Source organism: Paractinoplanes lichenicola (assembly GCF_016785085.1).
Taxonomy (GTDB): domain Bacteria; phylum Actinomycetota; class Actinomycetes; order Mycobacteriales; family Micromonosporaceae; genus Actinoplanes; species Actinoplanes lichenicola.
Genome location: NZ_JAENHO010000012.1, coordinates 159,350 through 180,334, shown reverse-complemented (window position 1 = coordinate 180,334; position 20,985 = coordinate 159,350). Strand labels below are relative to the sequence as shown.

Genomic DNA, 20,985 nt, shown 5'->3' with positions numbered 1-20,985 from the left:
AGCGGCTGCTTGACTGCGAGGCATGATCGGCGTCGAGCGACTTCGTCAAGGCTTGATGGACCTGTGGGGGCTGCCGGAACCCGTCGTCGAGCGGCACGACGGCGGGATGAATTCCAGCACGTGGTTCGTCACCGATCGGGGCGAGCGCTGGGTGGCGAAAGCGGTCGATCCGGCCGCGCGCCGATCCTTCACGTCCGGCCTCGCGGTCGCGGCCGCGCTCCAGCACGCCGGGGTTCCGGCCGGCGCGCCGATGGCGACCCGCCAGGGAGAACGCGTCGTCGACGTCGACGGAACACCCCTGGCCCTGCTGACCTGGGTTCCCGGCGAGGAGCTGACGAGCACCGACCCCGGCGACCAGCGGCTGATCGGCGCAGTTCTCGCGCGGGTGCACCGGGCGCTGGCCGGCGTGGCGGTTCCCGATGCGGAGCGGTTCCACTGGGTCGACCCGCAAAGCGAACACCTCGACGTACGGCCGTGGGTGCGTCCCGCCGTGGCGCGAGCTGTGGCGGCGTACGACGAGCTCGACCCGCAGACACTGTCGTGGGGGCTGCTGCACACCGATCCCGCCTTCGACGCGTTCCGGATGGACCGGGCGCGGGGAGTCTGCGGCATGATCGACTGGAGCACCGCCATGATCGGGCCGCTCTTGTACGACGTGGCGTCGGCCGTGATGTACGCCGGTGGCCTCGACCGCAGTGGCGCCCTGGTCGAGGCCTATCTGGACGAGGGCGTCATGCCGAGGGCCGAGGCTGAGCGGGCGCTGGGGGTGATGCTCCGCTTCCGATGGGCGGTGCAGGCCGACTACTTCGCGCGCCGCATCGTCACCAACGACCTGACTGGCGTCGCCAGTGCGGCGGAGAACGAGAAAGGCCTGGCCGACGCCTTCGCCTGGCTGTGATCGGTGGGGTGGGGTTTTGGTGGGGTCGGCCTGGCGGGGCTGGGTTTTGGCGGGGCCGGGCCTGGTGTCTTCGGCTTGGCGTGGCCGGGCTGTGGTGGGTCAGCTGCGCAGCAGGGTGGCGGCGATGGCGCGGCCGTGGTCGGTCCAGGGCGCCGGGCGCATGGTGGCCGGGTCGAGGCGGATGTTGACGCGGCGGCCCTCGGCGTGGACCGTCGCGCCGTCGGGGGAGGTGACCTGGAAGGCGTAGTCGGCGCTGGTCGTGCCCATGCGGTCGAGCCAGAAGCGGACCTCGACCGCGCCGGTGCCGCGGACCGGGTGGTGGAACGTGATCTGGTATTCGCGGACGACGTTGAACGCGTCGGGCGTGGTGGGGCGCCCGCCCGAGAACGAGACTCCGCGCTCGGTCCACCAAGTGACGATGGCCCGCTCGACGAGCACGGCGTAACGCGAGTTGTGCAGGATGCCCATGGCGTCCAGATCGTCGAAGTGCACAGGCTGGGGGACTGCGGCGCCCTGGCTGTGGACGGCGGTGGTGGTCATGTCAGCTCCGGAAGGGTCGTCGGGTCGGTGACTACGGCGCGCAGCCGGTCGTGCAAGGCTCGGCGGGCATGCCGGAAGGTGGCCTCGGCCCCCAGGACGGGCGCCTGCATCACGGCGCACACCCCCAGAGACTCGACCTCGTACGCGAGATCGCCCGGATCGGTGCCCTCGCGCACCTCGCCCGTGGCCACGGCGTCGGTCGCCAGGCTGGTCAGGAATTCCATCCACTCCCGGAGTTCGGCGGCCAGCCGGTCGTGCACCGCCCCGGGGCGGGCGTTGAACTCGAAATGCGCGTTGGCGAAGAAGCAGCGGCCGGGCAGGATCTCGGCCTGATAGAAGCCGAGCCGGCGATCGTGCAGCGCCCACAGCCGGCGTACGCCGCGCGGCTCGCGCAGGGCGGGCCGGATCACCTGGTCGGTCCACTGGGCGCGGGCGTGCTCGATCACGGCGAGCTGCAGGGCCTCCTTGGACCGCCAGTGCGCGAACAGGCCCGACTTGCTCACGCCGAGCGAATCGGCGACCTGGCTGAGCGAGAGCCCGTCGAGCCCGGCCGTGGTGGCCAGCTGCAGGGCCCGGTCGAGCACGGCGACGCGCGTCCGCTCACCCCGGATCAGCCTGCCGTCCTGAGTCATGCCCCGACCCTACAAAACGACCGACCGTTCGTAAATATAGTTCTCGTGTTGACTGGACCACGTGGATCCGCACCGTGTCACCGCCATCGCCCATACGCATCACCCGATCGCCGCCCCGGTCGCCGGCGTCAACGTGAACAAGCTCCTGCGCCGGGCGGGCCGCGGACCGGCCGCGCGCATCCTCGACCTGGGCTGCGGGCAGGCCGCGTGGGCGATGCAGGCTCTCGCGCACTGCCCCGACGGTCACGCCGATGCGGTCGACACCAACCCGTACGCGCTGGAACGCGCCGAGGCGGCCGCGACCATGCGCGAGCTGGCCGACCGCCTGACGCTGCACGAACGCGACGCCCGCACGTACGTTCCCGACGGCGACTACGACCTGGTGCTCTGCGTCGGGTCCACCCCCGTGTTCGGCGGCTTCGCGCAGACGCTCGACTTGGCCGGCCGCCACGCGAACGCGCACGGCATCCTGATCGTCGGCGAGCGGTTCTGGGACGCCCCGCCGGCCGCCGACGCCCTGACCGCGCTCGACGTCAAGCCAACCGACCTCACCGACCTGGCCGGCCTGCTCGACACGGCGGCCGACGCGGGCTGGCACCCGATCTACGCCCACGTGAGCGACCCCGCCGAGTGGGACGACTACGAGTGGTCGAGGACCGGCTCGCTGCTCGAGTGGGCCCTCGACAACCCGGGCCACCCGGACGCCGCCGACCTGATGCACACGGCCCGAACCCGTCGCAGCAACTGGTTGCGCGGCTACCGGGGCATCCTCGGCTTCGCCACCCTGGTCCTCCGCCGTGAGCCGCGCTGATCTTTTGCGGGGCTTGACCACCCGCCACGGCCGGATGCTCGCGCTACGGCCTGGCCGGCCGCTGTGGTCGCGAGGAGCGGCGGGTTCGGGCTTGGTGCGGTTGTGGACGGCCACACCGCGTACGTTTGCTGTGAGGTTTTGATCTTCAGCGGGTCAGTCGAGGGCGGGCACGGTGGCCCTGCCCTTGTCGGCCAGCACGAACGGGGTGTCGATGTCCGGGGTGCCCTCGCCGATCTGGACGGCGGCCACGCCGGTGCCCGTGTGCGCGATCTCGCCGGTCTCGTCGCGGATGATGAACGTGTCCGCGCCGGTGTAGATGGTGTACGTGGGCTTGCCGTTGGACTCGCCGACCTTGCGGAAGCGGAACTTCTGGTCGGACTTGGCGGCGTCGCAGTCCGTGGTCGTCACGGCGGCGGGCTTGCCACCGGGGCCGAGCTTGGCCGAGAGGCAGTAGGGCGCGGGGCCGCTGCGGAGCTTGGCGGTCTGGATCCAGTACTGGTCGCCGCCGGGGGTCAGCGGCTTGATGACGAACAGCTCGTTGTCGCCGAACTTCTCGGAGAGCCCGATCTTGCCCTTCTGCACCACGCCCAGGGTCGACTCGCTGTTCTTGGGGAGCAGCAGGACCTGGCGGGTGCCGCTGAAGACGCCGCCGTCGCCGCCGCCACTGCCCTTCGACGGGGGCTTGGTCGCGCTCTTGGTCGCCTCGGTGGTGGGCGAGGAGGACGGGGAGGGCGAGGAGCCGTCGGCCGATGCGCTGGGCGAGGCGGCGGCGGGGGAGGAGGCGCCGGGCGCGGCCGCGTTCGTGTCGTCGCCGCCGGCGCAGGCCGAGGTCAGCAGCAGCCCGGACAGGACGGCGGCGGTGGGCACGAGCCGGGAAACGTTACGCACGAGAATCTCCTCAAGGTGGGGGTTGCCTTGCTGAGGAGAAGCTTCGCGGACCCGGCGGCGCTCGGGGCGGCGCCGGCGGGTCTGTGGCATCAACGGGGGAGAAGGCGATCATGGGTGGGGCGCGGCCCCACCCATGACGCTCAGGGCTTGCGGCCGACCGCGCCGTAGGCCTCGATGGGCTCGATGCCGTCGCCGTCGGGGCGCCACTCGCTGATCTGGGTGAGGCCGGGCTCGACCAGCTCGAGGCCCTCGAAGACGGTGGCCAGCTCCTCGGGGCTGCGCAGGATGTAGGGCACGCCGCCGGCCTGGGCCAGCCGCTCCGCACCCTCGACGACCGCCTGCGAGGTGTCGGTGCCGTCCCAGAAGACCAGATAGCTGCCCGAGGGGACGCGGGCCATGACCGTGTCGACGATGCGGCGGATCTCGGCGAGGTCGGGCTCGTAACCCATCACGCCCATGAACATGACGGCCACCGGCTGGGTGAAGTCGAGCGCCTCCTCCGCCCCGACCAGGATCTTGTCGGGGTCGTGATAGTCGGCGTGGACATAGGTCGTCGTGCCGTCGGCCGTCGTGCCGACCAGCAGGGCCCGAGCGTAGGCCAGCACCATCGGGTCGTTGTCGACGTAGACGATCTTGGACTCGGGGGCGATGCCCTGGGCCACCTCGTGCGTGTTCTGCATCGTGGGCAGGCCGGTGCCGATGTCGAGGAACTGGCGCACGCCCAGCTCGGCGGTCAGCGCGCGGACGACCCGGATCAGGAACTTGCGCGACTGCCGCGCCATCACCACGATCTCGGGATAGACCTGGGCCACGGCGTCGCCGGCGGCACGGTCGGCGGCGAAGTTGTCCTTGCCGCCCATCCAGTAGTTCCACATGCGCGCCGCGTGGGGCACGTCGGGCTGCAGCTCGGCGGGGGCCTCTTGGTCCGTCATGGGGAAGTTTCTATCGGCCCGGCATGCGTTGCGCAAGCGCCCATTGTGGATCTTCAGGAAGCGTCCAGATTGGCGATGACGGCCTTCAATATGTCGGGGGTGCGCGCCGGGGGCGCGGCCTCGATGATGAGCCGCCCGAAGGCCGCCGCGTAGTCGTCCACGTCCTCGCGTTTGTCCAGATAGAGGGCGCTGGTCAGGTGCTCGATGTAGACGACGTCGTCGAGCTCGGAGTGCGGGAAGCGCAGGATGCTGAACGCGCCGCCGGCCGCAGCGTGCCCGCCCGAGTCGAACGGGATCACCTGGAGCCGGATGTTCGGGTTGTCGCAGGCCTCGAGGAGCGCGACGATCTGCTCGCGCAGCACCTCCTTGCCGCCGATCAGCCGCCGCAGCACGGCCTCGTCGAGCACCGCCCAGAACGTCGGCGCGTCGGGCCGCTCGAGGGTCTCCTTACGGGTCATGCGGAGCTTGGCCCGCCGCTCGACCTCGGCCTTGCTCGGGTTCGTGTGGGCCAGGCGGATGACCGCGCTCGCATACCCCTCGGTCTGCAGCAGGCCCGGCACGAACTGGATCTCGTACGTGCGGATCAGCTCGGCCGCCTGCTCGAGGTCGAGATAGCTGTGGAACCAGTTCTCCAGCACATCGCCGTACGTGTGCCACCAGCTGGGCGAGTTCGCCGCCTTGGTCAGCTCGAGCAGGCGGTCGTGCTCCTCGGGGCTCTCGACGCCGTAGAGCAGGAGCAGGTCGGTCACGTCGCGTGCCTTGAAGCCGACGCGGCCCAGCTCCATCCGGCTGATCTTGGATTCGGACGCGCGGATGCGATAACCGGCGGCCTCGCGGCTCACCCCGGCGGCGAGGCGCAACTCGCGCAGGCGGGCACCCAGCTGGAGCCGACGCACGGTCGACCCACCGATGTCCCCACGCCCGGTCAAGCGAACATCCTCACCTCGGTGGACCCCAGCGTCCAGTGTGGATCCGCTACGAACGGCGATCGCGATCATAACGTCGCCGGGGTGGGACAGTACCGCACCCCGCGTCGCTCCGCGCCTACTCTCCGGTTGTTTCTTCCGGCTCAACGGCCGCTGGTAAGCTGCGACTATCCGTGTGGGAGCAGGTGGCGCCGGGCCACGGCCGCATGATGCATCGGCGGTTCCCGCCCCGATCGGACAAAACGCCTAGCGTGGCCTTCTGCCCGAACTTCCTCCGGGTGATGCAGCAGAATGGCTCCCGTGCGAGAAGTAGTGGACGGCGTCTTCGAGTTGAGCCTGGGCTTTGTCAACATGCACCTGGTGGTGACCGACGACGGGGTCGTGCTGGTCGACACCGGGCTGCCGCGCAACGCCAAGCGGATCGACCGCGCGCTGGCCGGGCTGCGCAAGCAGATCGGCGACGTGACCGCGGTGCTGCTCACCCACCACCACTTCGACCACGTCGGCAACGTCGCGGACGTCCGCCGCCGCTCGGGTGCGCGCGTCTTCGCCCACGCGGCCGATGCGGCGATCATCACCGGGGGCATCACCGGGCCCGAGCCCAAGGGGCTGGCCAAGCTGGCGACCCGGCTGATCGGCCGGGCCGAGCCGACCAAGCTCGACCAGCTGATCACGGGGGAGCAGTCGGAGCCGCTGGCCGGCTTCACGGCGCTGCACACGCCCGGGCACACCCGCGGCCACGTGTCGTTCCTGCTCGACCGGGCCGGCGGCATCCTGTTCGCGGGCGACACGGCCTCGGGGACGAAGGACGGCAAGGTCACGCTCGGGCCGACCCAGGTCTCCGCCGACCCGGCCGAGCAGGGGCGCAGCCTGGCCAAGCTGGCGACCTTCGACTTCGACCACGCCGTCTTCGGGCACGGCAAGGCCGTCTCGGGGCACGCGGTGGAGCGCTTCCGGGAATACGCCGCCGACCACGGCTAGACCAGCTGGTGGATGCCCAGTGTGAACGCCGGGCGGCGGCCGTCGCGCAGGGTCAGCAGCTCGCGGATCTCGGGCAGGGGCATCTCGGCGGCGCCGCCCCCGGAGATCGGGCGGGTGGTGCGCGGCTCGGTGCGGCCGCCGCTGCCGCCGCGACCGGGATAGACGTAGAGCCCGTGGGCCGCGTCGGGCACCGCGTCGAGCGCGGCCGAGACGACGGGAAGCGCACGATAGGCCGACCAGGCCTCGTCGGTGTGGAAGGCGATCTCGAACAGCACGCCCCACTGATGGACGGTCCACTCCCAGCGATACGCACCGTTGGTCACGGCCGCCTCGACCAGGTTGTTGCCGAGCGACTCGCGCCAAGCGCGCGCAGTGCCCCGGGGCCCGTCCAGGACCTCGATCGACCACCACCGCAACTCCATGAGTCGACTGTAGAACCGCGGGTGGGGGCGGACGAGCAGATGCTGAAATCTGGCACATTCGACCGGAAGTGATCAGCAATAAAGTCAGATTAACAGACCCCCGAATCGGTGAACCCTTTTTCTGCCGGGCTCGGCCGAACGGATGGTTGCCGGGCGCCATTGACGTTCCTAGGTTGAGTTTGCTGATTCCGTTTGGGAATTAACGATCTAGCGCATCTGTCGAGGGGGACAGGATGAAATTCACGCATGCGCTGAAAGTGGTCGCGGCCGTGGGGACGGGCGCGTTCACGGTGGTCGCGAGCGCTCCGGCCCACGCCGGCGGCGGCCACTCCAGCCCGGCGCCGATCAGGACGATCACTACGAGGCTCGACGGGCCGTTCGGTCTCGACGTGCTCTCGCCGCACGCCGCGCTGGTCGCGGAGTCGGAGAGCGGCGAAGTCACGGCGGTCAATCTCAGAACCGGAGCCCGCACCACATTGATCTCGAAATTGCCGGGCGTGGCGGGGGTCGCCGCGGACCGGGGAAAGATCTTTGCCGTGCTCGGCGGGCCCAACCCGGAAGGCCCCCCGCCGCCACCTTCGAAATATCCGCCGGCCTCGGTGCTGGTGGCCGACCGGAATGGTAAGCACGTTCGCGTTCTGGCCGATCTTCTGAAATACGAGTTGAAGCACAATCCGGATGGCCAGAAGCAGTTCGACAAGGCCGGAAAGCCGTACGACGCGCTGTCCAACCCGTTCAGCCTGACCGCCACCCGGTGGGGCCTGCTGGTCGCGGACGGCGGGGCCAACGACGTGCTGCGGGTCGACCCGCGCACCGGCAAGGTGTCCACGTTCTTCGTGCCGCCGAACCCGCGGACCAAGGAGTGCCTGGCCAAGGGGGCGCAGGCCAACCCGGGCACGAAGGGGTGCGACTCGGTGCCGACCGGGATCGCGGTGCAGGGGCGGCACGTCTACGTGTCGACGCTCGGCGCCGAGCAGCCGGGCGCGGCGGCGATCTACAAGCTCGACGGCCGTACGGGCAGGGTGCTCAAGAAGTACGGCGGGTTCACGTCGCTCACCGGCGTCGCGGTCAGCCCGTGGGGCACGCTGTTCGCCTCCGAGGTGCTCTTCGGCGCGCCCGCCGGCCCTCCTCAGGCCAGCGACCCGTCGAAGGTGGGCCGCCTGACCCGGATCGACGGGCGCCGGGTCACGCACGCCGCGGTCCCGACCCCGACCGGCATCGAGTTCGCCGGCGGCAAGCTCTACTCCACGTCGGGCAGTATCGCCGGGAACTTCGGCGTCAAGCACGCCGGGCGCCTGGTCCAGGTGAATCCGTCGGCATTCCGCTAGCGGTTCCCAGCGGTCGCCGGGGTGAGCTGCTTCTCATCCCGGCGATCGCGCCTGTCCGGGCAGTTCAGGCCTTTTGTACGATCGGACGCCTCGTCTGATAAGGATCACCAGGGGGCGTCGACATCGTGCAGCCGTATCGCATCTTCCGCATCACGGCCGTGGCCGAGGCGTTCTCGTGGGCGGGCCTGCTCGTCGGCATGTATCTGAAGCGGGTCGCCGAGGTCACCGATATGGGCGTGTGGCTGTTCGGGCGGCTGCACGGGGCGCTCTTCGTGGCCTACGTCGTGGCCGCCATCTGGGTGGCGCGGGCCGAGCGGTGGTCGTTGCTGCGCACGCTGGTCGGGCTGGCAGCGTCGATTCCGCCGTTCACGTCGCTGATCTTCGAGCGGTGGGTGGCGCGGCGGCGGCCGGCTGAGGCGGTTGCGGAGCCTACGACCGCTAGCTGAGGTCTTGCGGAGCCGTCGGTCGCGTCGACGGCGAGCTCGGTGGTCAGTTGCGAGCACGTACGGGCCGAGGTCGCATTTCGGCGCTTCTTGGACGTCAGTTGCGGGGGCCCCTCGGGAATTTGCTCAGCCCCGTGGCGTCGTACATTCCGGGAATTTGCATTTTTGTCCTTATCGGGCTGATCGGCGATCCGCGCCTCCGCCGTTCGGGTGAACCCGGGGACATCATTTCAGGGACAGATTAAACGTCTTGTCGGTGCCCCCGCCCGGCAGGGATTGTCTTCGGGCCGGGTCGGCCACGAGCCGGGTCGACGTGAGTCAGTCCTTGTCGGATATGCCGTTATCGGGGGTGCATATCCTTCGCTGCTCGAATCGTGGACGCTGCTCGTGGCGACGCCCGCCCATCCGTACGGCAAATGTGGCCGTACGGACCTTTGTCGTGATCTGATTTCCCGGTGTCGCGCCCGCCGGATAGACTCCCCGCCGTGAATGCTTGCTAGATGGCAACCAGGGGGCCGACGTGTTGCGCATCCACTTCACGCCGGAGGACATCGGCCGCGTGCGGATCGCGGGTGAACCCGACCCGATGTGGGAGACCATCTTCAGCGTGTGGCGCCTGCGCCGCCCCGGGCCCGAGCTGATCTACGGGCGCTGGCGCGAGCACGCGATCAAGGCGAGCCGCCGCGACGACCTCGAGCTGCTGCTGCCGCTGGTCCGCGGTGCCTATTACCCCGACTTCCTGACGCCGGCCGAGGGCTCGTCGGGGCTGCAGGCCGCGATCGAGGCGATCAAGTCGACGCCGGCCACCCGGCTCCGCGAGGAGCTGGAGGAGCTGGTCCGCTACGCCGGGCCCAAGCCGTCGTGGATGAGCCTGCTCGCCGCGGGCGACACCGAGATCCTGGAGCGGCTGGCCGGGGCGCTGCAGTCGCAGTACGAGAGCGCGATCTCGCCGTTCTGGGGTGAGGCGCGGGCACACATCGAGGCCGAGCGGTCGCGGCGGGCGCGGGTGCTGCTCGACCAGGGCGCCGAGGGCCTGCTCGACAGCTTCCGGCCGATGATGCGCTGGGAGCGCCCGGTGCTCGAGGTGGACACGCCGTTCGAGCAGACGCTGCAGCTCGACGGCCGGGGCCTGCTGCTGGTGCCGTCCTACCTGTCGTGGGGCACGCCTGACACGCTGCGCGACACGACCCTGCCGCCGGTGCTGGTCTATCCGATCGAGCACGACCTGACGCTGCGGCCCGGCGTGCGCCCGGCCGACGGCGCCTCGCTGGCCGCGCTGATCGGCCGCACGCGCACGTCACTGCTCGAGTCGCTGGGCGACGGGCGCACCACCTCCGAGCTCGCCCGCCGGGTCGGGGTCAGCGCGGCGTCGGTCAGCCAGCACACCGCGGTGCTGCGGGAGGCCCAGCTCATCCAGACGAGCCGGGCCGGCAAGGCCGTCGTGCACACGCTGACCCCGCTCGGCAAGGCCCTTCTGGGTGATTCGCCCTGACGACCCTTACCATCGAGTGATGTAGATCACTCGATCGAGGGGGCAAGATCGTCATGACCGATGCACCCGCCAAGACCGATGTCGAGAATCGCCTGCTCGGTGGCGCTACCTATCGCAGCCTGGGCGAGCAGCAACTCTCCCCGGCCGAGGAGCGCTTCGAGCGGGGCCGCCGCACGGCCGGCCTGTTCCTGGCCCCGGCCGTCGTGCTCGTCTTCCTCGCCCTGCCGCTCAGCATCCCGCCCAGCCAGCAGGTGCTCGGCGGCCTGCTGCTCGGGGTGATCGTCCTGTGGGTCACCGAGGCGGTGCCCATCCCCGTCGGCGGGCTGATCGGCGTGGCCCTGATCGTCGTGTTCGGGGTGGCCGAGGCGAGCGACGTGCTCGCGCCGTTCGGCTCGTCCACGGTGTTCACCTTCATCGGCGCCTTCATCCTCGCGCAGGCCATGCTCAAGCACGGGCTCGCGCGCCGGTTCGCGTTCCGCATCCTGTCGCTGCCCGGCGTCGGCCGGTCCACCGCGCGGGTCATCATCGCGTTCGGCGTCGTGACGTGCGCGCTGTCGGCATTCGTGTCGAACACCGCCACGGTCGCGATGCTGCTGCCCACGGCGCTGGGCATCCTGTCCGTCATCGCCAAGCTGCTGCAGGACCGGGGCCTGGTCGAGCCCGGCTTCGACCCGACCCGGCTGCGGGTGGGGGCGGCGCTGATGCTGATGCTGGCCTACGGCGCGTCGGTCGGCGGGCTGCTCACCCCGGTCGGCACCCCGCCCAACCTGATCGGCCGCGGGCTGATCGAGGAGGCCACCGGCGAGCGCATCTCGTTCGCGCAATGGATGGGCATCGCCGCGCCGATCTGCCTGCTCATGTTCGTCGTCCTGGCGGTCGTCCTGCTGCTGTTGAACAAGCCGGAGATCCGCCGCATCGAGGGCGTCGAGGAGTACGTGGCGGCCGAGCGGGGGCGCCTGGGCAAGTTCTCGGCCGCCGAGCGCAACACGCTGATCGCCTTCGTCGTCACGGTCAGCCTGTGGATCTTCCCGGGCATCGTGGCCGTGGTGGCCGGCACGGAGTCGGCGGTCTACGACACGGTCAGCGCGCGGCTGAACGAGGGCGTCGTGGCCGTGCTGGGCGCGTCGCTGCTGTTCCTGCTGCCGACGTCGTGGCGGGCGCGCGAGTTCACACTCAACTGGAGCGACGCCGCCCGCATCGACTGGGGCACGATCGTGCTGTTCGGCACGGGCATCATCTTCGGCTCGCTGCTGGCCGACACCGGGCTGGCCGAGACGATCGGCACGTCCAGCGCGGACGCCCTCGGCCTGGGCGGGACGTTCGCCATCACCGCGTTCGCCGTGGTGCTGGCGATCGTGGTCTCCGAGACGACCAGCAACACGGCGTCGGCGGCCGTCGTCGTGCCCATCATCATCCCGATCGCGGTCGCGGCCGGGATCAACCCGCTGGTGCCGGCCCTGGCCGCCACGTTCGCGGCGTCGTTCGGCTTCATGCTGCCGGTCTCCACGCCGCAGAACGCGGTGGTCTACGGCTCGGGCGTCGTGCCGATCACCACGATGATCCGCTCGGGCATCTCGTTCGACGTACTCGGGGCCATCATCATCCTGCTGCTCCTGCCCCTGATGGTCGCGGCGGTGGGCCTGGGCTGACGTTCCTGGTGAGCGGTGTCACGACCGGATCGGCGCCGCGGTAGCTAACGTTGGGCGGGAGCCGCCGGTCAGGGCCGACAGCGGTGACGGTCGTTACAGCGGGTGGAGCCTGAGCCTCGGACGCGCTAGCGTGTCGATGTCTTAAACCTATAGGACTTATGGGTTTTAAGGGATCGGGAGCGGTGTGATCGAGATCAAGGGCCTCCGCAAGACGTACGGGGCCAAGGGGCGGCGCGACCCGCAGGTCGTGGCGGTCGACGGCGTCGACCTGAGCGTCGGCGAGGGCGACGTGTTCGGCGTGCTCGGGCGCAGCGGCGCGGGCAAGAGCACCCTGCTGCGCTGCGTCAACATGCTCGAGCGGCCCGACGCCGGCACGGTCTCGGTCGGCGGGGTCGAGCTCACCACGCTCAACGGGCGGCGGCTGCGCGCGGCCCGCCACGGGATTGGGATGATCCACCAGCATTTCGCGCTGCTCTCCTCCCGTACGGTGGCTGGGAATGTCGCCTTTGCCCTGGAAGTCACGGGCGTGCCCCGGGCCGAGCGCCGCACCCGGGTCGCCGAGCTGCTCGACCTCGTCGGGCTGAGCGAGCGCGCCGGGGCCTATCCGGGCCAGCTCTCCGGCGGTCAGAAGCAGCGCGTCGGCATCGCCCGTGCGCTCGCCGCCCGGCCCAAGGTGCTGCTCTCCGACGAGGCCACCTCGGCGCTCGACCCCGAGACGACCGACTCGATCCTGCGGCTGCTGCTCGACCTCAACCGTCGGCTCGGCCTCACCATCCTGCTCATCACCCACGAGATGACCGTCGTCAAGCGGATCTGCCGGTCCGCCGCCGTGATGCGCGACGGGCGGTTCGTCGAGTCGGGCGCGGTCACCGACCTGCTGCACCGGCCCGAGTCCGAGCTCGCCCGCGACCTGTTCCCGCTCGACCCCTTCGCCGAGCTCCCCGGCCAGACCGTGGTCGACGTGTCGGTCAGCGGCGAGGACGCGGACATTCCGCTGCTGACCGAGGTCGCCCGCACCCTCGACGTGGACGTGCGCGTGCTCAGCGGCTCGGTCGAGACCCTGGCCGCGGGCCGCGCCGGTCGCTGGCGGCTCGCGGTGCCCGGCGACGGCGCGGCGGTCATCCATCACCTGCGCTCGCGGGGCGCGGTCGTCGCAGTCGCGGAGGCGTCGTCGTGACCTGGTCCGAACTGTCCGATCTGCTGCTCGTGGGGCTGCAGGAGACGGCCTGGATGGTCGGCGTCTCCACCGTGCTCACCGCGATCGGCGGGCTGCTGCTGGGCGTCCTGCTCGTGCTGACCGCGCCCGGCGGCCTGCTCGCCGCCCCGGTCGTCTCGTCGGTGCTCGGCTTCGTCGTCAACGTGGCCCGCTCGCTGCCGTTCATCATCCTGCTGGTCGCGGTCATCCCGTTCACCCGGGCCGTGGTCGGCACGACGATCGGCACCGACGCCGCGATCGTGCCGCTGACCATCGGGGCCATCCCGTTCTTCGCCCGCATCGTCGAGGCCGCCCTGCGCGAGGTGCCGCCCGACGTGGTCGCCGCGGCCACCGCCATGGGGGCCACCCGCACCCAGATCGTCGGCAAGGTGCTGCTGCGCGAGGCCCGGCCCGGTCTCGTGGCCGGCCTGACCATCACCGTCATCGCGCTGGTCGGCTATTCGGCCATGGCCGGCGTGGTCGGCGGCGGCGGTCTCGGCGACCTGGCGATCCGGTACGGCTACCAGCGCTTCGAGACCGAGGTCATGGTGGCCACCGTCGTGGTCCTCGTGGTCTTCGTCCAACTGATCCAGATGGCGGGCGACGTCCTCGTCCGCCGGCTCTCCCACAAATAGGAAAGGTCGACCATGCGCCGCTCCCTTGCCGCCGTCCTCACCTCCACGACCCTGCTGCTCGGGCTTGCGGCGTGCGGCGGGTCCTCCTCCGACGCCGCGGGCGCGGACGACACCCTCAAGGTCGGGGTCAGCCCCGTGCCGCACGGTGAGATCCTCAAGTACGTCGCCGACAACCTGGCCTCCGCCGAGGGCCTCAAGCTGGAGATCGTCGAGTTCAACGACTACATCCAGCCCAACGTCGCCCTCCAGGAGAAGCAGCTCGACGCGAACTACTTCCAGCACATCCCTTATCTGGACGAGGAAGTCGCGTCCAAGGGCTACAAGTTCACGGCGCTCAAGCCCGTGCACATCGAGCCGCTCGGCGTGTACTCCAAGACGGTCAAGAGCCTGAACGACGTACCGGCCGGGGGTGTCGTCGGCATCCCGAACGACCCGTCGAACTCGGGCCGCGCGCTCAACCTGCTCGCCGCCAACGGGCTGCTCACGCTGAAGGACGGCGTCGGGGTCAAGGCCACCGAGAAGGACATCACGGCCAACCCCAAGAACCTGACGTTCAAGGCGCTCGAGGCGGCCCAGCTGCCGCGCAGCCTCGAGGACACGGCGGTCTCGGTGATCAACGGCAACTACGCGATCGAGACCGGTCTCAAGCCGGCCACCGACTCGCTGGCCCTGGAGAAGGGCGAGGGCAACCCGTACGCGAACCTGGTCGTGGTCCGCACCGGCGACGAGGGTGACGAGCGGGTCGTGAAGCTGGAGAAGCTGCTGCACTCGGCCGAGGTCAAGAAGTTCATCGAGGACAAGTACCAGGGCTCGGTGCTCGCCGCGTTCTGATCCGGCAGCCGGCGGCGGGGTCAGGCGATCCCGCCGCCGCTGCCCGGCAGGCACCAGCGCAGCTCCAGCCGATACCAGCCGCTCGCCCGTACGGCTGCGGTGGTGCACCCGATGCCGTGCGCGGCCCCGGTATAAATTGACGGTGAGCACTACGCCTCCCGATCCGGCCGGCGCCGGCAGCCTCGACGACCTGGTCGAGGCGCTGCGACAGCTCAAGATCTGGGCGGGCGACCCGTCGTACGAGACCATCAAGACCCGGGTCAACGCGGCCTGGACCGAGGCCGGCTGGCCGGCCGCCGAGCTGACCCGCAAGTCGACGGTGGCCGACTGCTTCCGCACCGGCCGGCGCCGGCTCAACGCCGACCTGATCGCCGCGGTCGTCCAGACGCTGCACCCCGATCCCGGCTACGTCGGCCAGTGGCGCCAGGCCCTGCGCGTGGTCATCGGCGAGAGCGCGGCGGCCGGTCAGGTGCGGGTGCGCTCGAGCCTGCCCGACGAGTCGTCCGCGTTCACCGGCCGCACCGGCGAGCTCGACCGCCTGCGCCGGGCCCTGCGGCGCGGCGACGCCGTCGTGATCTCCGCGATCGAGGGCATGGCCGGCGTGGGCAAGACCCAGCTGGCCGTGCACGCCGGACATCTGCTGCACCGCGAGGAGCCGTTCGAGCGGGTGCTCTTCGTCAACCTGCGCGGCTTCCACCCCGACCCGGCCCAGCCCCCCGCCGACTCGGCCGCCGTGCTCGACGGCTTCCTGCGCCTGCTCGGCGTGCCCGGCCAGCAGATCCCGCACGACCTGGCGGGCCGGGCCGAGCTCTACCGCGAACAGCTGGCCGGCATCCGCGCGCTGGTGGTGCTCGACAACGCGGCGACCGCCGACCAGGTGCGCCCGCTGCTGCCCGCCACCCCCGGCTGCCTGGCCCTGGTCACCAGCCGGCGCCGCCTGGCCGGGCTGCCCGCGGCGGCCCACCTGGCCGTCGACGTCTTCACCCCGGACGAGGCGGTGGCCTTCCTGGCCGAGGAGCTGCCGCAGGTCGAGGTGGGCGCCAGTCCCGAGGCGGGCGACCGGATAGCGCGGCGCTGCGGTTATCTGCCGCTGGCGCTCAGCCTGGTCACCGGGCACATCCGCAACACCGTCGGCTGGACGCTGACCGACCACGCCGACCGGCTCGACGAGAGCCATCGCGACCGTCAGCTCGACACGGGCATCGGGCTCGCCCTCGACCTGTCCTTCCGGCACCTGCCCGCTGGCCACCGGCGCCTGCTGCGGCTGTGCGCGCTGCATCCGGGGCAGGATTTCGACCCGTACGCGGCGGCCGCGCTCGCCGACGCCGGGCTCGCCGAAGCCCGTACGCTGCTGCGTGACCTGCGCGCCGACCACCTGCTGCAAGAGCCGGCGCCCGGCCGCTACACGTTCCACGACCTCGTCCACGGTTACGCCGCCGACCAGGCCCACGACGAAGACCGCCCAGCCGTACGCCGGACCGCCCTGACCCGCCTCTTCGACCACTACCTGACGACCGCCGGGGCGGCCATGGACGCGCTCTACCCGGCCGAGAGCCACCAGCGCCCCGCGTACGCCCCGGCCGCCACCCCCGCCCCCGGTCTGGCCGACCCCGACCGGGCCCGGGAATGGCTCGACACCGAACGGCACAACCTGGTCGCCGTCGCCGTGCACACCGCGGCCCAGGGCTGGCCCGAGCACACCACGCGGCTGGCCCGCACCCTGTTCCGCTACCTGGCCGGCGGCCACCACACCGACGCCGAGACCGTGCACGGCCACGCCCACGAGGCCGCGCTGGTGGGCGGCGACCTGGCCGGGCAGGGCCACGCGCTGACCGACCTCGGCGTCACCCACCTGCAGCTGAGCCGCCACGACCGGGCCGACGAGCTGCTGCTGCGCGCGCGGGCCCTGTTCCGCCAGGCCGGCGACCGGGCCGGCGAGGGCCGGGTGCTGTCCAACCTCGGCTTCGTGGCCGAACGGGCCGGCCGATACGCCCAGGCCGCCGGCTACGGCCGTGAGGCGCTCGAGCTGCACCGGGCCACCGGCGACCCCATCGCGGTGGCCCGCTCGCTGGTCAGCCTGGGTGTGATCGCCCAACGCACCAACGACTGGGCGACCGCCATCGACTACGCCGGCCAGGCCCTGCCCCTCTACGAAAGCAACGGCGACCTGTACGGGGTGGCCAACGTGCTTACCAGCATGGGCGAGGCGCAGCTCAACTCGGGCCAGTACGAGACGGCCGCCGAGCATCTGAACCAGGCCGTCGAGCTCAACCTGCGGCTGGGCAACCGCACCGGCGTGGCCGACGGGCTCGACAGCCTGGGCCAGCTGCACACCCGCCTCGGCCGGTTCGCGGAGGCCACCGGCTACTACGAGCGGGCCCTGGTCATCTATCGCGAGGACGAGGACCAGGACGGCGAACTGTGGGCCCTCAACGGCCTGGGCGAGGCGGCCCGAGCAGCGGGCCGGCCCGGCGCCGCCCTCACGCACCACCGAGCGGCCCTGACCATCGCGGCCGGCATCGGCAACCCGGGACAGGAGGCCCGAGCCCTGGCCGGCCTCGGCCACGCCACCCGCGACCTCGGCGACGCGGAGGCCGCCTCTTCCTTCTTCGAGCGAGCCCGGTCCGTGTGCCGCGACCACGGAATCCCGGACGCGGTGCTCGACGCTCGCTACTGAGGGTTCGGTTGCTCCCAGATCCGTTCGAACTCGTCGGCCGCCTCGGGCCGCGACCAGACCAGCCGGCGACCGTCCTCGACCGAGTCGACCCCCTCGGCCGAGGGACCCGAGAGGACGAACTCGTGCGGGATCACCCGGCCCGCCCGGTCCGTACGCCCCAGCGGATCGGGGAACCGGAGCGCGACCCGCTCGCCTGTGCGGCGACAGACTTCCGGCTCCTCACCGGCTCCGGCGAAGGCGCTCTCGTATTCCGCGAGCGGGTCGGCGAACCCTCCGGTGAGCAGAAAACGGAAGCCCCACGTCTTGCCGCGGGTGGCCCAGACGACGCTCACCTGCGGCTCCGGAGGAGGATCTGCTCGGCCTCGCCCTTGTCCAGATCGAGCCGGAAGCCGCTCAGCGTGGCCGCGAGATTCTCGTGCTTGGCCAGCGCCTCCCGGTTGAACTCCCGGAGCTTGTCGCCGACGAGTTGCGCCGCTTCGTCGATCACGTCGGGGCTGACGAGACCAGCCAGCAGCCCCAGCGGACCGGGCAGTTTGACCTTCCGCTTGATCAGGCCGGCGGCCAGATTCCCGGCCCCGCCGAGCAGGCTCTCGGCCACCTTCCCGGGCAGCGCCTTGGCCTGGGCCCAGCGCACGTGCCGCTCGAAAGGAAGCATGGCGGCCATCGGCAGGATCAGCTCCAGCCCGACCCGCTCGGTCACCTCGATGGCGCCCGCCTCGAATTTCGCCGACGAGAGCAGCACAAAATCCTCGCCGACCGACAGGGCATCGCTCGCTTCGACCAGGCTCGCCAGCACCTTGCGGAACTCGTCGATCTCGTCGCACGCCTTGTCGACCAGCAGATCCCGGAATTTGAAGACGTCCAGGCCGGGCAGGAGGTCGGCCTTCGACAGGGCGAACATCCAGATTCGCGGAAACTGGACGAGCGGCTTGCCGTCGGTCAGTAATTCGTCCTTGAGCGACAGGAGCCCGTTGCGCAAGTTGGTCAGGAGCGATTTGAGGTAGCGCTCCTCCTCCCCGGAGTTGTCGAGCAACCGCTGGCCGTCGACCAGCAGGAGGGCGACGTCGGAGCTCAGCAAGGAGCGGAAGGTATCGACTCGGCGCGTGGCCTCCTCCGGCCCCGACACGTCCTGCTCGAACCATTCACCGGGGTAGTCGTGCCAGACGAGGCGCAGCGCGTCGAACGGCCGGGCCTTCGTGGCGGCCTCCGAATTGTCCTTCAGCTTGACCGAGAACGAGTAGGAGGTGGCCGCGAAACGTTTGGTCGGGGGCAGCCGGGCCGAATCGCGCATACCGAGATAGTTTCGATGCAAGCGGGCGCCCTGGCCGATATCGTCCGCCACGACATGGAAAAGGCTCTTCTGCAGATATCGTGGCTCCGTAGAACGAGGAGAGCAATACGGTCTTTCCGCTTCCACTCTCGCCGAACACTGCAATGTGCTGTTCCAGCACCCGGCTCAATTGCATGAGCGGATCCTACGCGGACTTCAAGGGATCAGAACTCCGGTGAGCGGGTCGTAGCGGAGGGCGCGGCGGGTGCGGGGCTTGCCGGTGAGGGCGCGGACCTCGGTGGTGAGCAGGCCTGCGACCACGTCGTCGGTCGTGGTGACGACGCGCCAGGGGTCGTCGTTGCGCAGGATCAGGTGGGGGCCGGTGAAGTCGCCCGTTGTGGAGACGATTGAGTAGAGCGGGCCGGTCGGTGGGGCGAGGTCGAGGCCGCCGTCGTAGCGGATCGTGGTGGTCAGGACTGTGGTGCCTTCGGCGTCGCGGATGGGGGCGGGCTGGCCGGCGCGATAGGGCGTACGGCCGGCGCCTTGGACGTCCTGGCCGTTGTAGAACGTGCGGCCCTGTTTGTCGACCCAGAAGTGCGGGACGGTGGCCTTCGCGGCGCCCATCGTCGGGCCGGGGTAGTAGGACAGGTGCCAGTGCGGCGGGTTGTCCTGGTGGATCGGGTTGTTCGTCTCGAAGCCCATCAGCGCGTAGAAGTGCCGGCGGCGGCGGGCCTCGGCGATCAGGCCCGAGTCATCGAGGACGGCCTGGCAGGCGGTCATGTAGGTGATCACGGCCTGGGCCTCGCCGGCGGGCCAGGCGGCGGTCGACCAGTAGCCGGCGGCCCGGTCGGGGGCGTTGTGCTCGACATGCCAATAGAGGCCGGTCGCGGGCGTGCTCAGGTGGCTCCAGACCTGCACGGTGGGGGAGTCGGCGGCGGGGGTGGCCCGATGGACGGGCAGGGTGAACTCGAAACGGTTGCCGTCGCGGCGCAGGGGCAGGCGGCGCTCGCCCGCGATCACCGTGGTGACCTCGCGGCCCGGCCAGCGGACGGCCACGGGGACGCCGGCGTTGTTCAGCGAGCCCTGGACGAACTGCAGGAACTCGGCGCGGCTGGCCGTCCTGTACTGGGCGCCGGGCACGAAGGTATAGCCGGCCGGCAGGGTGATCTCGGGGGTCTCGGGGGCGCCGGGTTCGGCACGGACAATGCGGAAGGACGCGTACGCGTCGGCGGCGAGCGCGTCGTCGGCGACCTCGGCGTCGACGGGCTGGCCGTCCACGGTCGTCTCGGGTCCAGTCAGGATCAGCGCGCCCGCGGCGAGCAGGCTGCGGCGCGACATTCCGATCGGCATTCATCGAAGCTAGTGATTGCTGATGGATGCCTGGTGAACCGGTTCTTAAGACGTCGTGGGAGCCGGTTCCGCACCCGGCCTTCAGGTGGGTGTATGACTGTGTGGCCAGGTGAAGGAGGCTGCATGTTCGACCATTTTGTGGTCTCGGTGCTGGTTTGTCCCGTGTTGCTGGCGCTGGCGGTGCGCTGGCTGGCCGACCGGCTGCGGCCCGAGGCGGCCGTCACGGTGCTGGTCGTCTCGATCGTCACCGCCGCCGCGGCGTGCCTCGTCAGCCTGTCCGCGTTCGCGCTCAAGGCCGTGGCCGAGCTGCATCCGGTCGCGGTCCGGCTCGGCTTCTCCGACGCGGTGGTGCGGGCCGACACGTCGCGGGAGCCGTGGGTGCCCGGATTGTCCGTCGTGCTGCTGCTGGCCGCGCTGGCCGGCATGGCCCGGGTCTGGTGGCGGCACCGCCGGGAGAACGCGATCGCGGCCGAGTTCCGCGGCCTGCCGGTCGACGCCGACCGGGTCGCGATGATCGACGACACCCGGGCCGAAGCGTTCGCGGTGCCCGGCAGACCCGGTCGCGTGGTGGTCACGACGGGCATGCGCTCGGCGCTGGACGACCGGCAGTACGACGCGTTGCTCGCCCACGAGCGGGCCCACCTCGACTCGAAGCATCACCGCCTGGTGCTGCTGGCCCGGCTGGCCGCGGCCGCGCACCCGGTGTTCCGGTGGCTCACCCGGCGCATCGAGTTCCTGGTCGAGCGGGCGGCCGACGAACGCGCGGCCGAGCAGGTCGGCGACCGCCGGGTGGTGGCCAAGGCGATCGGCGCGGCGGCCCTGCGGGCGGCCCACACCCGGGTCGGCCTGCCGATGGCACCGGCCAGCCACGACCTGCGCTCGGCGGGGGTCGTGCCCCGGCGGGTCGCGTCCCTGCTGGCGCCGCGCTACGCCGCCGGCCTGCTGGCCCTGGTCGCGTTCCCGGTGGCGCTGGCGGCCGGCTCGGTGATCTGGACCGGTGAGTGCGTGGCCGACCTGGGCGAATTGCTCTACGCGGCCGGCCTGCTGCACTGAGCCGCGGGACCCCGGCCGGACAACCGGGATCC

Annotated in this window: 21 protein-coding genes; 12 read left to right on the top strand and 9 right to left on the bottom strand. The window is 71.0% G+C overall.

All coding sequences use genetic code 11. The features are described from left to right. Nucleotides 1-22: 22 nt before the first annotated feature. Complete coding sequence (locus JKJ07_RS36630) at nucleotides 23-898, top strand: phosphotransferase enzyme family protein (protein WP_202996558.1); 876 nt, start codon at nucleotides 23-25, stop codon at nucleotides 896-898. A 99-nt stretch (nucleotides 899-997) separates the two neighbouring features. Here JKJ07_RS36630 and JKJ07_RS36625 read toward each other — a convergent pair whose 3' ends face one another. Both JKJ07_RS36625 and JKJ07_RS36620 read right to left on the bottom strand, forming a co-directional pair. After that, nucleotides 998-1,438, bottom strand: coding sequence for an acyl-CoA thioesterase (locus JKJ07_RS36625; RefSeq protein ID WP_202996557.1), 441 nt, complete (start codon nucleotides 1,436-1,438; stop codon nucleotides 998-1,000). Next, a complete protein-coding gene (locus tag JKJ07_RS36620; RefSeq protein ID WP_202996556.1) occupies nucleotides 1,435-2,070 on the bottom strand; it encodes a TetR/AcrR family transcriptional regulator in 636 nt (211 codons plus the stop codon). The genes JKJ07_RS36625 and JKJ07_RS36620 overlap by 4 nt, the downstream gene beginning before the upstream one ends. A gap of 61 nt (nucleotides 2,071-2,131) precedes the next feature. On the opposite strand from JKJ07_RS36620, the gene JKJ07_RS36615 reads away from it, so the two are divergent. Further along, nucleotides 2,132-2,881: an SAM-dependent methyltransferase gene (locus tag JKJ07_RS36615; protein ID WP_202996555.1), complete on the top strand. Its 750-nt coding sequence runs from the start codon at nucleotides 2,132-2,134 to the stop codon at nucleotides 2,879-2,881. Nucleotides 2,882-3,034: 153 nt separating this feature from the next. Here the strand turns inward: JKJ07_RS36615 and JKJ07_RS36610 are convergent, their stop codons facing one another. The 3 genes from JKJ07_RS36610 to JKJ07_RS36600 all read right to left on the bottom strand — a co-directional run bounded on the left by JKJ07_RS36610 (nucleotide 3,035) and on the right by JKJ07_RS36600 (nucleotide 5,630). Continuing rightward, nucleotides 3,035-3,769 carry a hypothetical protein gene (locus tag JKJ07_RS36610; protein ID WP_202996554.1) on the bottom strand — a complete coding sequence of 245 codons (735 nt, stop codon included), beginning with the start codon at nucleotides 3,767-3,769 and terminating at the stop codon, nucleotides 3,035-3,037. 140 nt (nucleotides 3,770-3,909) lie between these two features. Continuing rightward, nucleotides 3,910-4,701: an SAM-dependent methyltransferase gene (locus tag JKJ07_RS36605; RefSeq protein WP_202996553.1), complete on the bottom strand. Its 792-nt coding sequence runs from the start codon at nucleotides 4,699-4,701 to the stop codon at nucleotides 3,910-3,912. Nucleotides 4,702-4,754: 53 nt separating this feature from the next. Next, nucleotides 4,755-5,630, bottom strand: a complete 876-nt coding sequence (locus tag JKJ07_RS36600; protein ID WP_236030501.1) for a Sco1979 family transcriptional regulator — start codon at nucleotides 5,628-5,630, stop codon at nucleotides 4,755-4,757. Nucleotides 5,631-5,927: 297 nt separating this feature from the next. Between JKJ07_RS36600 and JKJ07_RS36595 the strand changes: the two genes are divergently transcribed. After that, complete coding sequence (locus JKJ07_RS36595; protein ID WP_307834591.1) at nucleotides 5,928-6,608, top strand: MBL fold metallo-hydrolase; 681 nt, start codon at nucleotides 5,928-5,930, stop codon at nucleotides 6,606-6,608. Here JKJ07_RS36595 and JKJ07_RS36590 read toward each other — a convergent pair. Then, nucleotides 6,605-7,030, bottom strand: a complete 426-nt coding sequence (locus tag JKJ07_RS36590) for a hypothetical protein (protein ID WP_202996550.1) — start codon at nucleotides 7,028-7,030, stop codon at nucleotides 6,605-6,607. The two genes, JKJ07_RS36595 and JKJ07_RS36590, sit on opposite strands and share 4 nt — an antisense overlap. A 233-nt stretch (nucleotides 7,031-7,263) precedes the next feature. Here JKJ07_RS36590 and JKJ07_RS36585 point away from each other — a divergent pair, with 233 nt between their 5' ends. The 8 genes from JKJ07_RS36585 (at nucleotide 7,264) to JKJ07_RS36550 (ending at nucleotide 17,280) form a co-directional block, all read left to right on the top strand. Continuing rightward, the gene (locus tag JKJ07_RS36585; RefSeq protein WP_202996549.1) at nucleotides 7,264-8,358 is read left to right on the top strand and encodes a ScyD/ScyE family protein; all 1,095 of its coding nucleotides are present in this window, start codon (nucleotides 7,264-7,266) and stop codon (nucleotides 8,356-8,358) included. Between the two features lie 125 nt (nucleotides 8,359-8,483). Then, nucleotides 8,484-8,804, top strand: coding sequence for a DUF3817 domain-containing protein (locus JKJ07_RS36580; RefSeq protein WP_202996548.1), 321 nt, complete (start codon nucleotides 8,484-8,486; stop codon nucleotides 8,802-8,804). A 517-nt stretch (nucleotides 8,805-9,321) separates the two neighbouring features. Beyond that, nucleotides 9,322-10,293: an ArsR/SmtB family transcription factor gene (locus JKJ07_RS36575; protein WP_307834590.1), complete on the top strand. Its 972-nt coding sequence runs from the start codon at nucleotides 9,322-9,324 to the stop codon at nucleotides 10,291-10,293. A gap of 53 nt (nucleotides 10,294-10,346) precedes the next feature. Beyond that, nucleotides 10,347-11,942, top strand: a complete 1,596-nt coding sequence (locus tag JKJ07_RS36570; RefSeq protein ID WP_202996547.1) for an SLC13 family permease — start codon at nucleotides 10,347-10,349, stop codon at nucleotides 11,940-11,942. 184 nt (nucleotides 11,943-12,126) lie between these two features. Continuing rightward, the gene (locus JKJ07_RS36565) at nucleotides 12,127-13,119 is read left to right on the top strand and encodes a methionine ABC transporter ATP-binding protein (RefSeq protein WP_307834589.1); all 993 of its coding nucleotides are present in this window, start codon (nucleotides 12,127-12,129) and stop codon (nucleotides 13,117-13,119) included. Next, entirely contained in the window at nucleotides 13,116-13,772 is a 657-nt protein-coding gene (locus JKJ07_RS36560) for a methionine ABC transporter permease (protein ID WP_202996546.1), read from the top strand. Before JKJ07_RS36565 ends, JKJ07_RS36560 begins: the two co-directional genes overlap by 4 nt. A 12-nt stretch (nucleotides 13,773-13,784) precedes the next feature. After that, on the top strand, nucleotides 13,785-14,603 hold the full coding sequence (locus JKJ07_RS36555) for a MetQ/NlpA family ABC transporter substrate-binding protein (protein WP_202996545.1): 819 nt from the start codon (nucleotides 13,785-13,787) through the stop codon (nucleotides 14,601-14,603). Between the two features lie 142 nt (nucleotides 14,604-14,745). Next, the gene (locus JKJ07_RS36550) at nucleotides 14,746-17,280 is read left to right on the top strand and encodes a tetratricopeptide repeat protein (protein ID WP_202996544.1); all 2,535 of its coding nucleotides are present in this window, start codon (nucleotides 14,746-14,748) and stop codon (nucleotides 17,278-17,280) included. Here the strand turns inward: JKJ07_RS36550 and JKJ07_RS36545 are convergent. From JKJ07_RS36545 to JKJ07_RS36535, 3 genes are all read right to left on the bottom strand, one after another. Then, nucleotides 17,274-17,612, bottom strand: coding sequence for a hypothetical protein (locus tag JKJ07_RS36545; RefSeq protein WP_202996543.1), 339 nt, complete (start codon nucleotides 17,610-17,612; stop codon nucleotides 17,274-17,276). The two genes, JKJ07_RS36550 and JKJ07_RS36545, sit on opposite strands and share 7 nt — an antisense overlap. Next, nucleotides 17,609-18,571, bottom strand: coding sequence for a hypothetical protein (locus tag JKJ07_RS36540; protein WP_202996542.1), 963 nt, complete (start codon nucleotides 18,569-18,571; stop codon nucleotides 17,609-17,611). Before JKJ07_RS36540 ends, JKJ07_RS36545 begins: the two co-directional genes overlap by 4 nt. A 195-nt stretch (nucleotides 18,572-18,766) precedes the next feature. Further along, nucleotides 18,767-19,900: a hypothetical protein gene (locus tag JKJ07_RS36535; RefSeq protein WP_202996541.1), complete on the bottom strand. Its 1,134-nt coding sequence runs from the start codon at nucleotides 19,898-19,900 to the stop codon at nucleotides 18,767-18,769. Between the two features lie 123 nt (nucleotides 19,901-20,023). On the opposite strand from JKJ07_RS36535, the gene JKJ07_RS36530 reads away from it, so the two are divergent. Further along, nucleotides 20,024-20,953: a M56 family metallopeptidase gene (locus tag JKJ07_RS36530; RefSeq protein WP_202996540.1), complete on the top strand. Its 930-nt coding sequence runs from the start codon at nucleotides 20,024-20,026 to the stop codon at nucleotides 20,951-20,953. Nucleotides 20,954-20,985: the final 32 nt, after the last annotated feature.

Bases quoted from the DNA above. Each gene is read 5' to 3' on its own strand.
- JKJ07_RS36590 (WP_202996550.1), bottom strand. From the start codon at position 7,030: ATGGAGTTGCGGTGGTGGTCGATCGAGGTCCTGGACGGGCCCCGGGGC.
- JKJ07_RS36570 (WP_202996547.1), top strand. From the start codon at position 10,347: ATGACCGATGCACCCGCCAAGACCGATGTCGAGAATCGCCTGCTCGGT.
- JKJ07_RS36605 (WP_202996553.1), bottom strand. From the start codon at position 4,701: ATGACGGACCAAGAGGCCCCCGCCGAGCTGCAGCCCGACGTGCCCCAC.
- JKJ07_RS36585 (WP_202996549.1), top strand. From the start codon at position 7,264: ATGAAATTCACGCATGCGCTGAAAGTGGTCGCGGCCGTGGGGACGGGC.
- JKJ07_RS36625 (WP_202996557.1), bottom strand. From the start codon at position 1,438: ATGACCACCACCGCCGTCCACAGCCAGGGCGCCGCAGTCCCCCAGCCT.
- JKJ07_RS36630 (WP_202996558.1), top strand. From the start codon at position 23: ATGATCGGCGTCGAGCGACTTCGTCAAGGCTTGATGGACCTGTGGGGG.
- JKJ07_RS36540 (WP_202996542.1), bottom strand. From the start codon at position 18,571: ATGCGCGATTCGGCCCGGCTGCCCCCGACCAAACGTTTCGCGGCCACC.
- JKJ07_RS36530 (WP_202996540.1), top strand. From the start codon at position 20,024: ATGTTCGACCATTTTGTGGTCTCGGTGCTGGTTTGTCCCGTGTTGCTG.
- JKJ07_RS36535 (WP_202996541.1), bottom strand. From the start codon at position 19,900: ATGCCGATCGGAATGTCGCGCCGCAGCCTGCTCGCCGCGGGCGCGCTG.
- JKJ07_RS36555 (WP_202996545.1), top strand. From the start codon at position 13,785: ATGCGCCGCTCCCTTGCCGCCGTCCTCACCTCCACGACCCTGCTGCTC.
- JKJ07_RS36620 (WP_202996556.1), bottom strand. From the start codon at position 2,070: ATGACTCAGGACGGCAGGCTGATCCGGGGTGAGCGGACGCGCGTCGCC.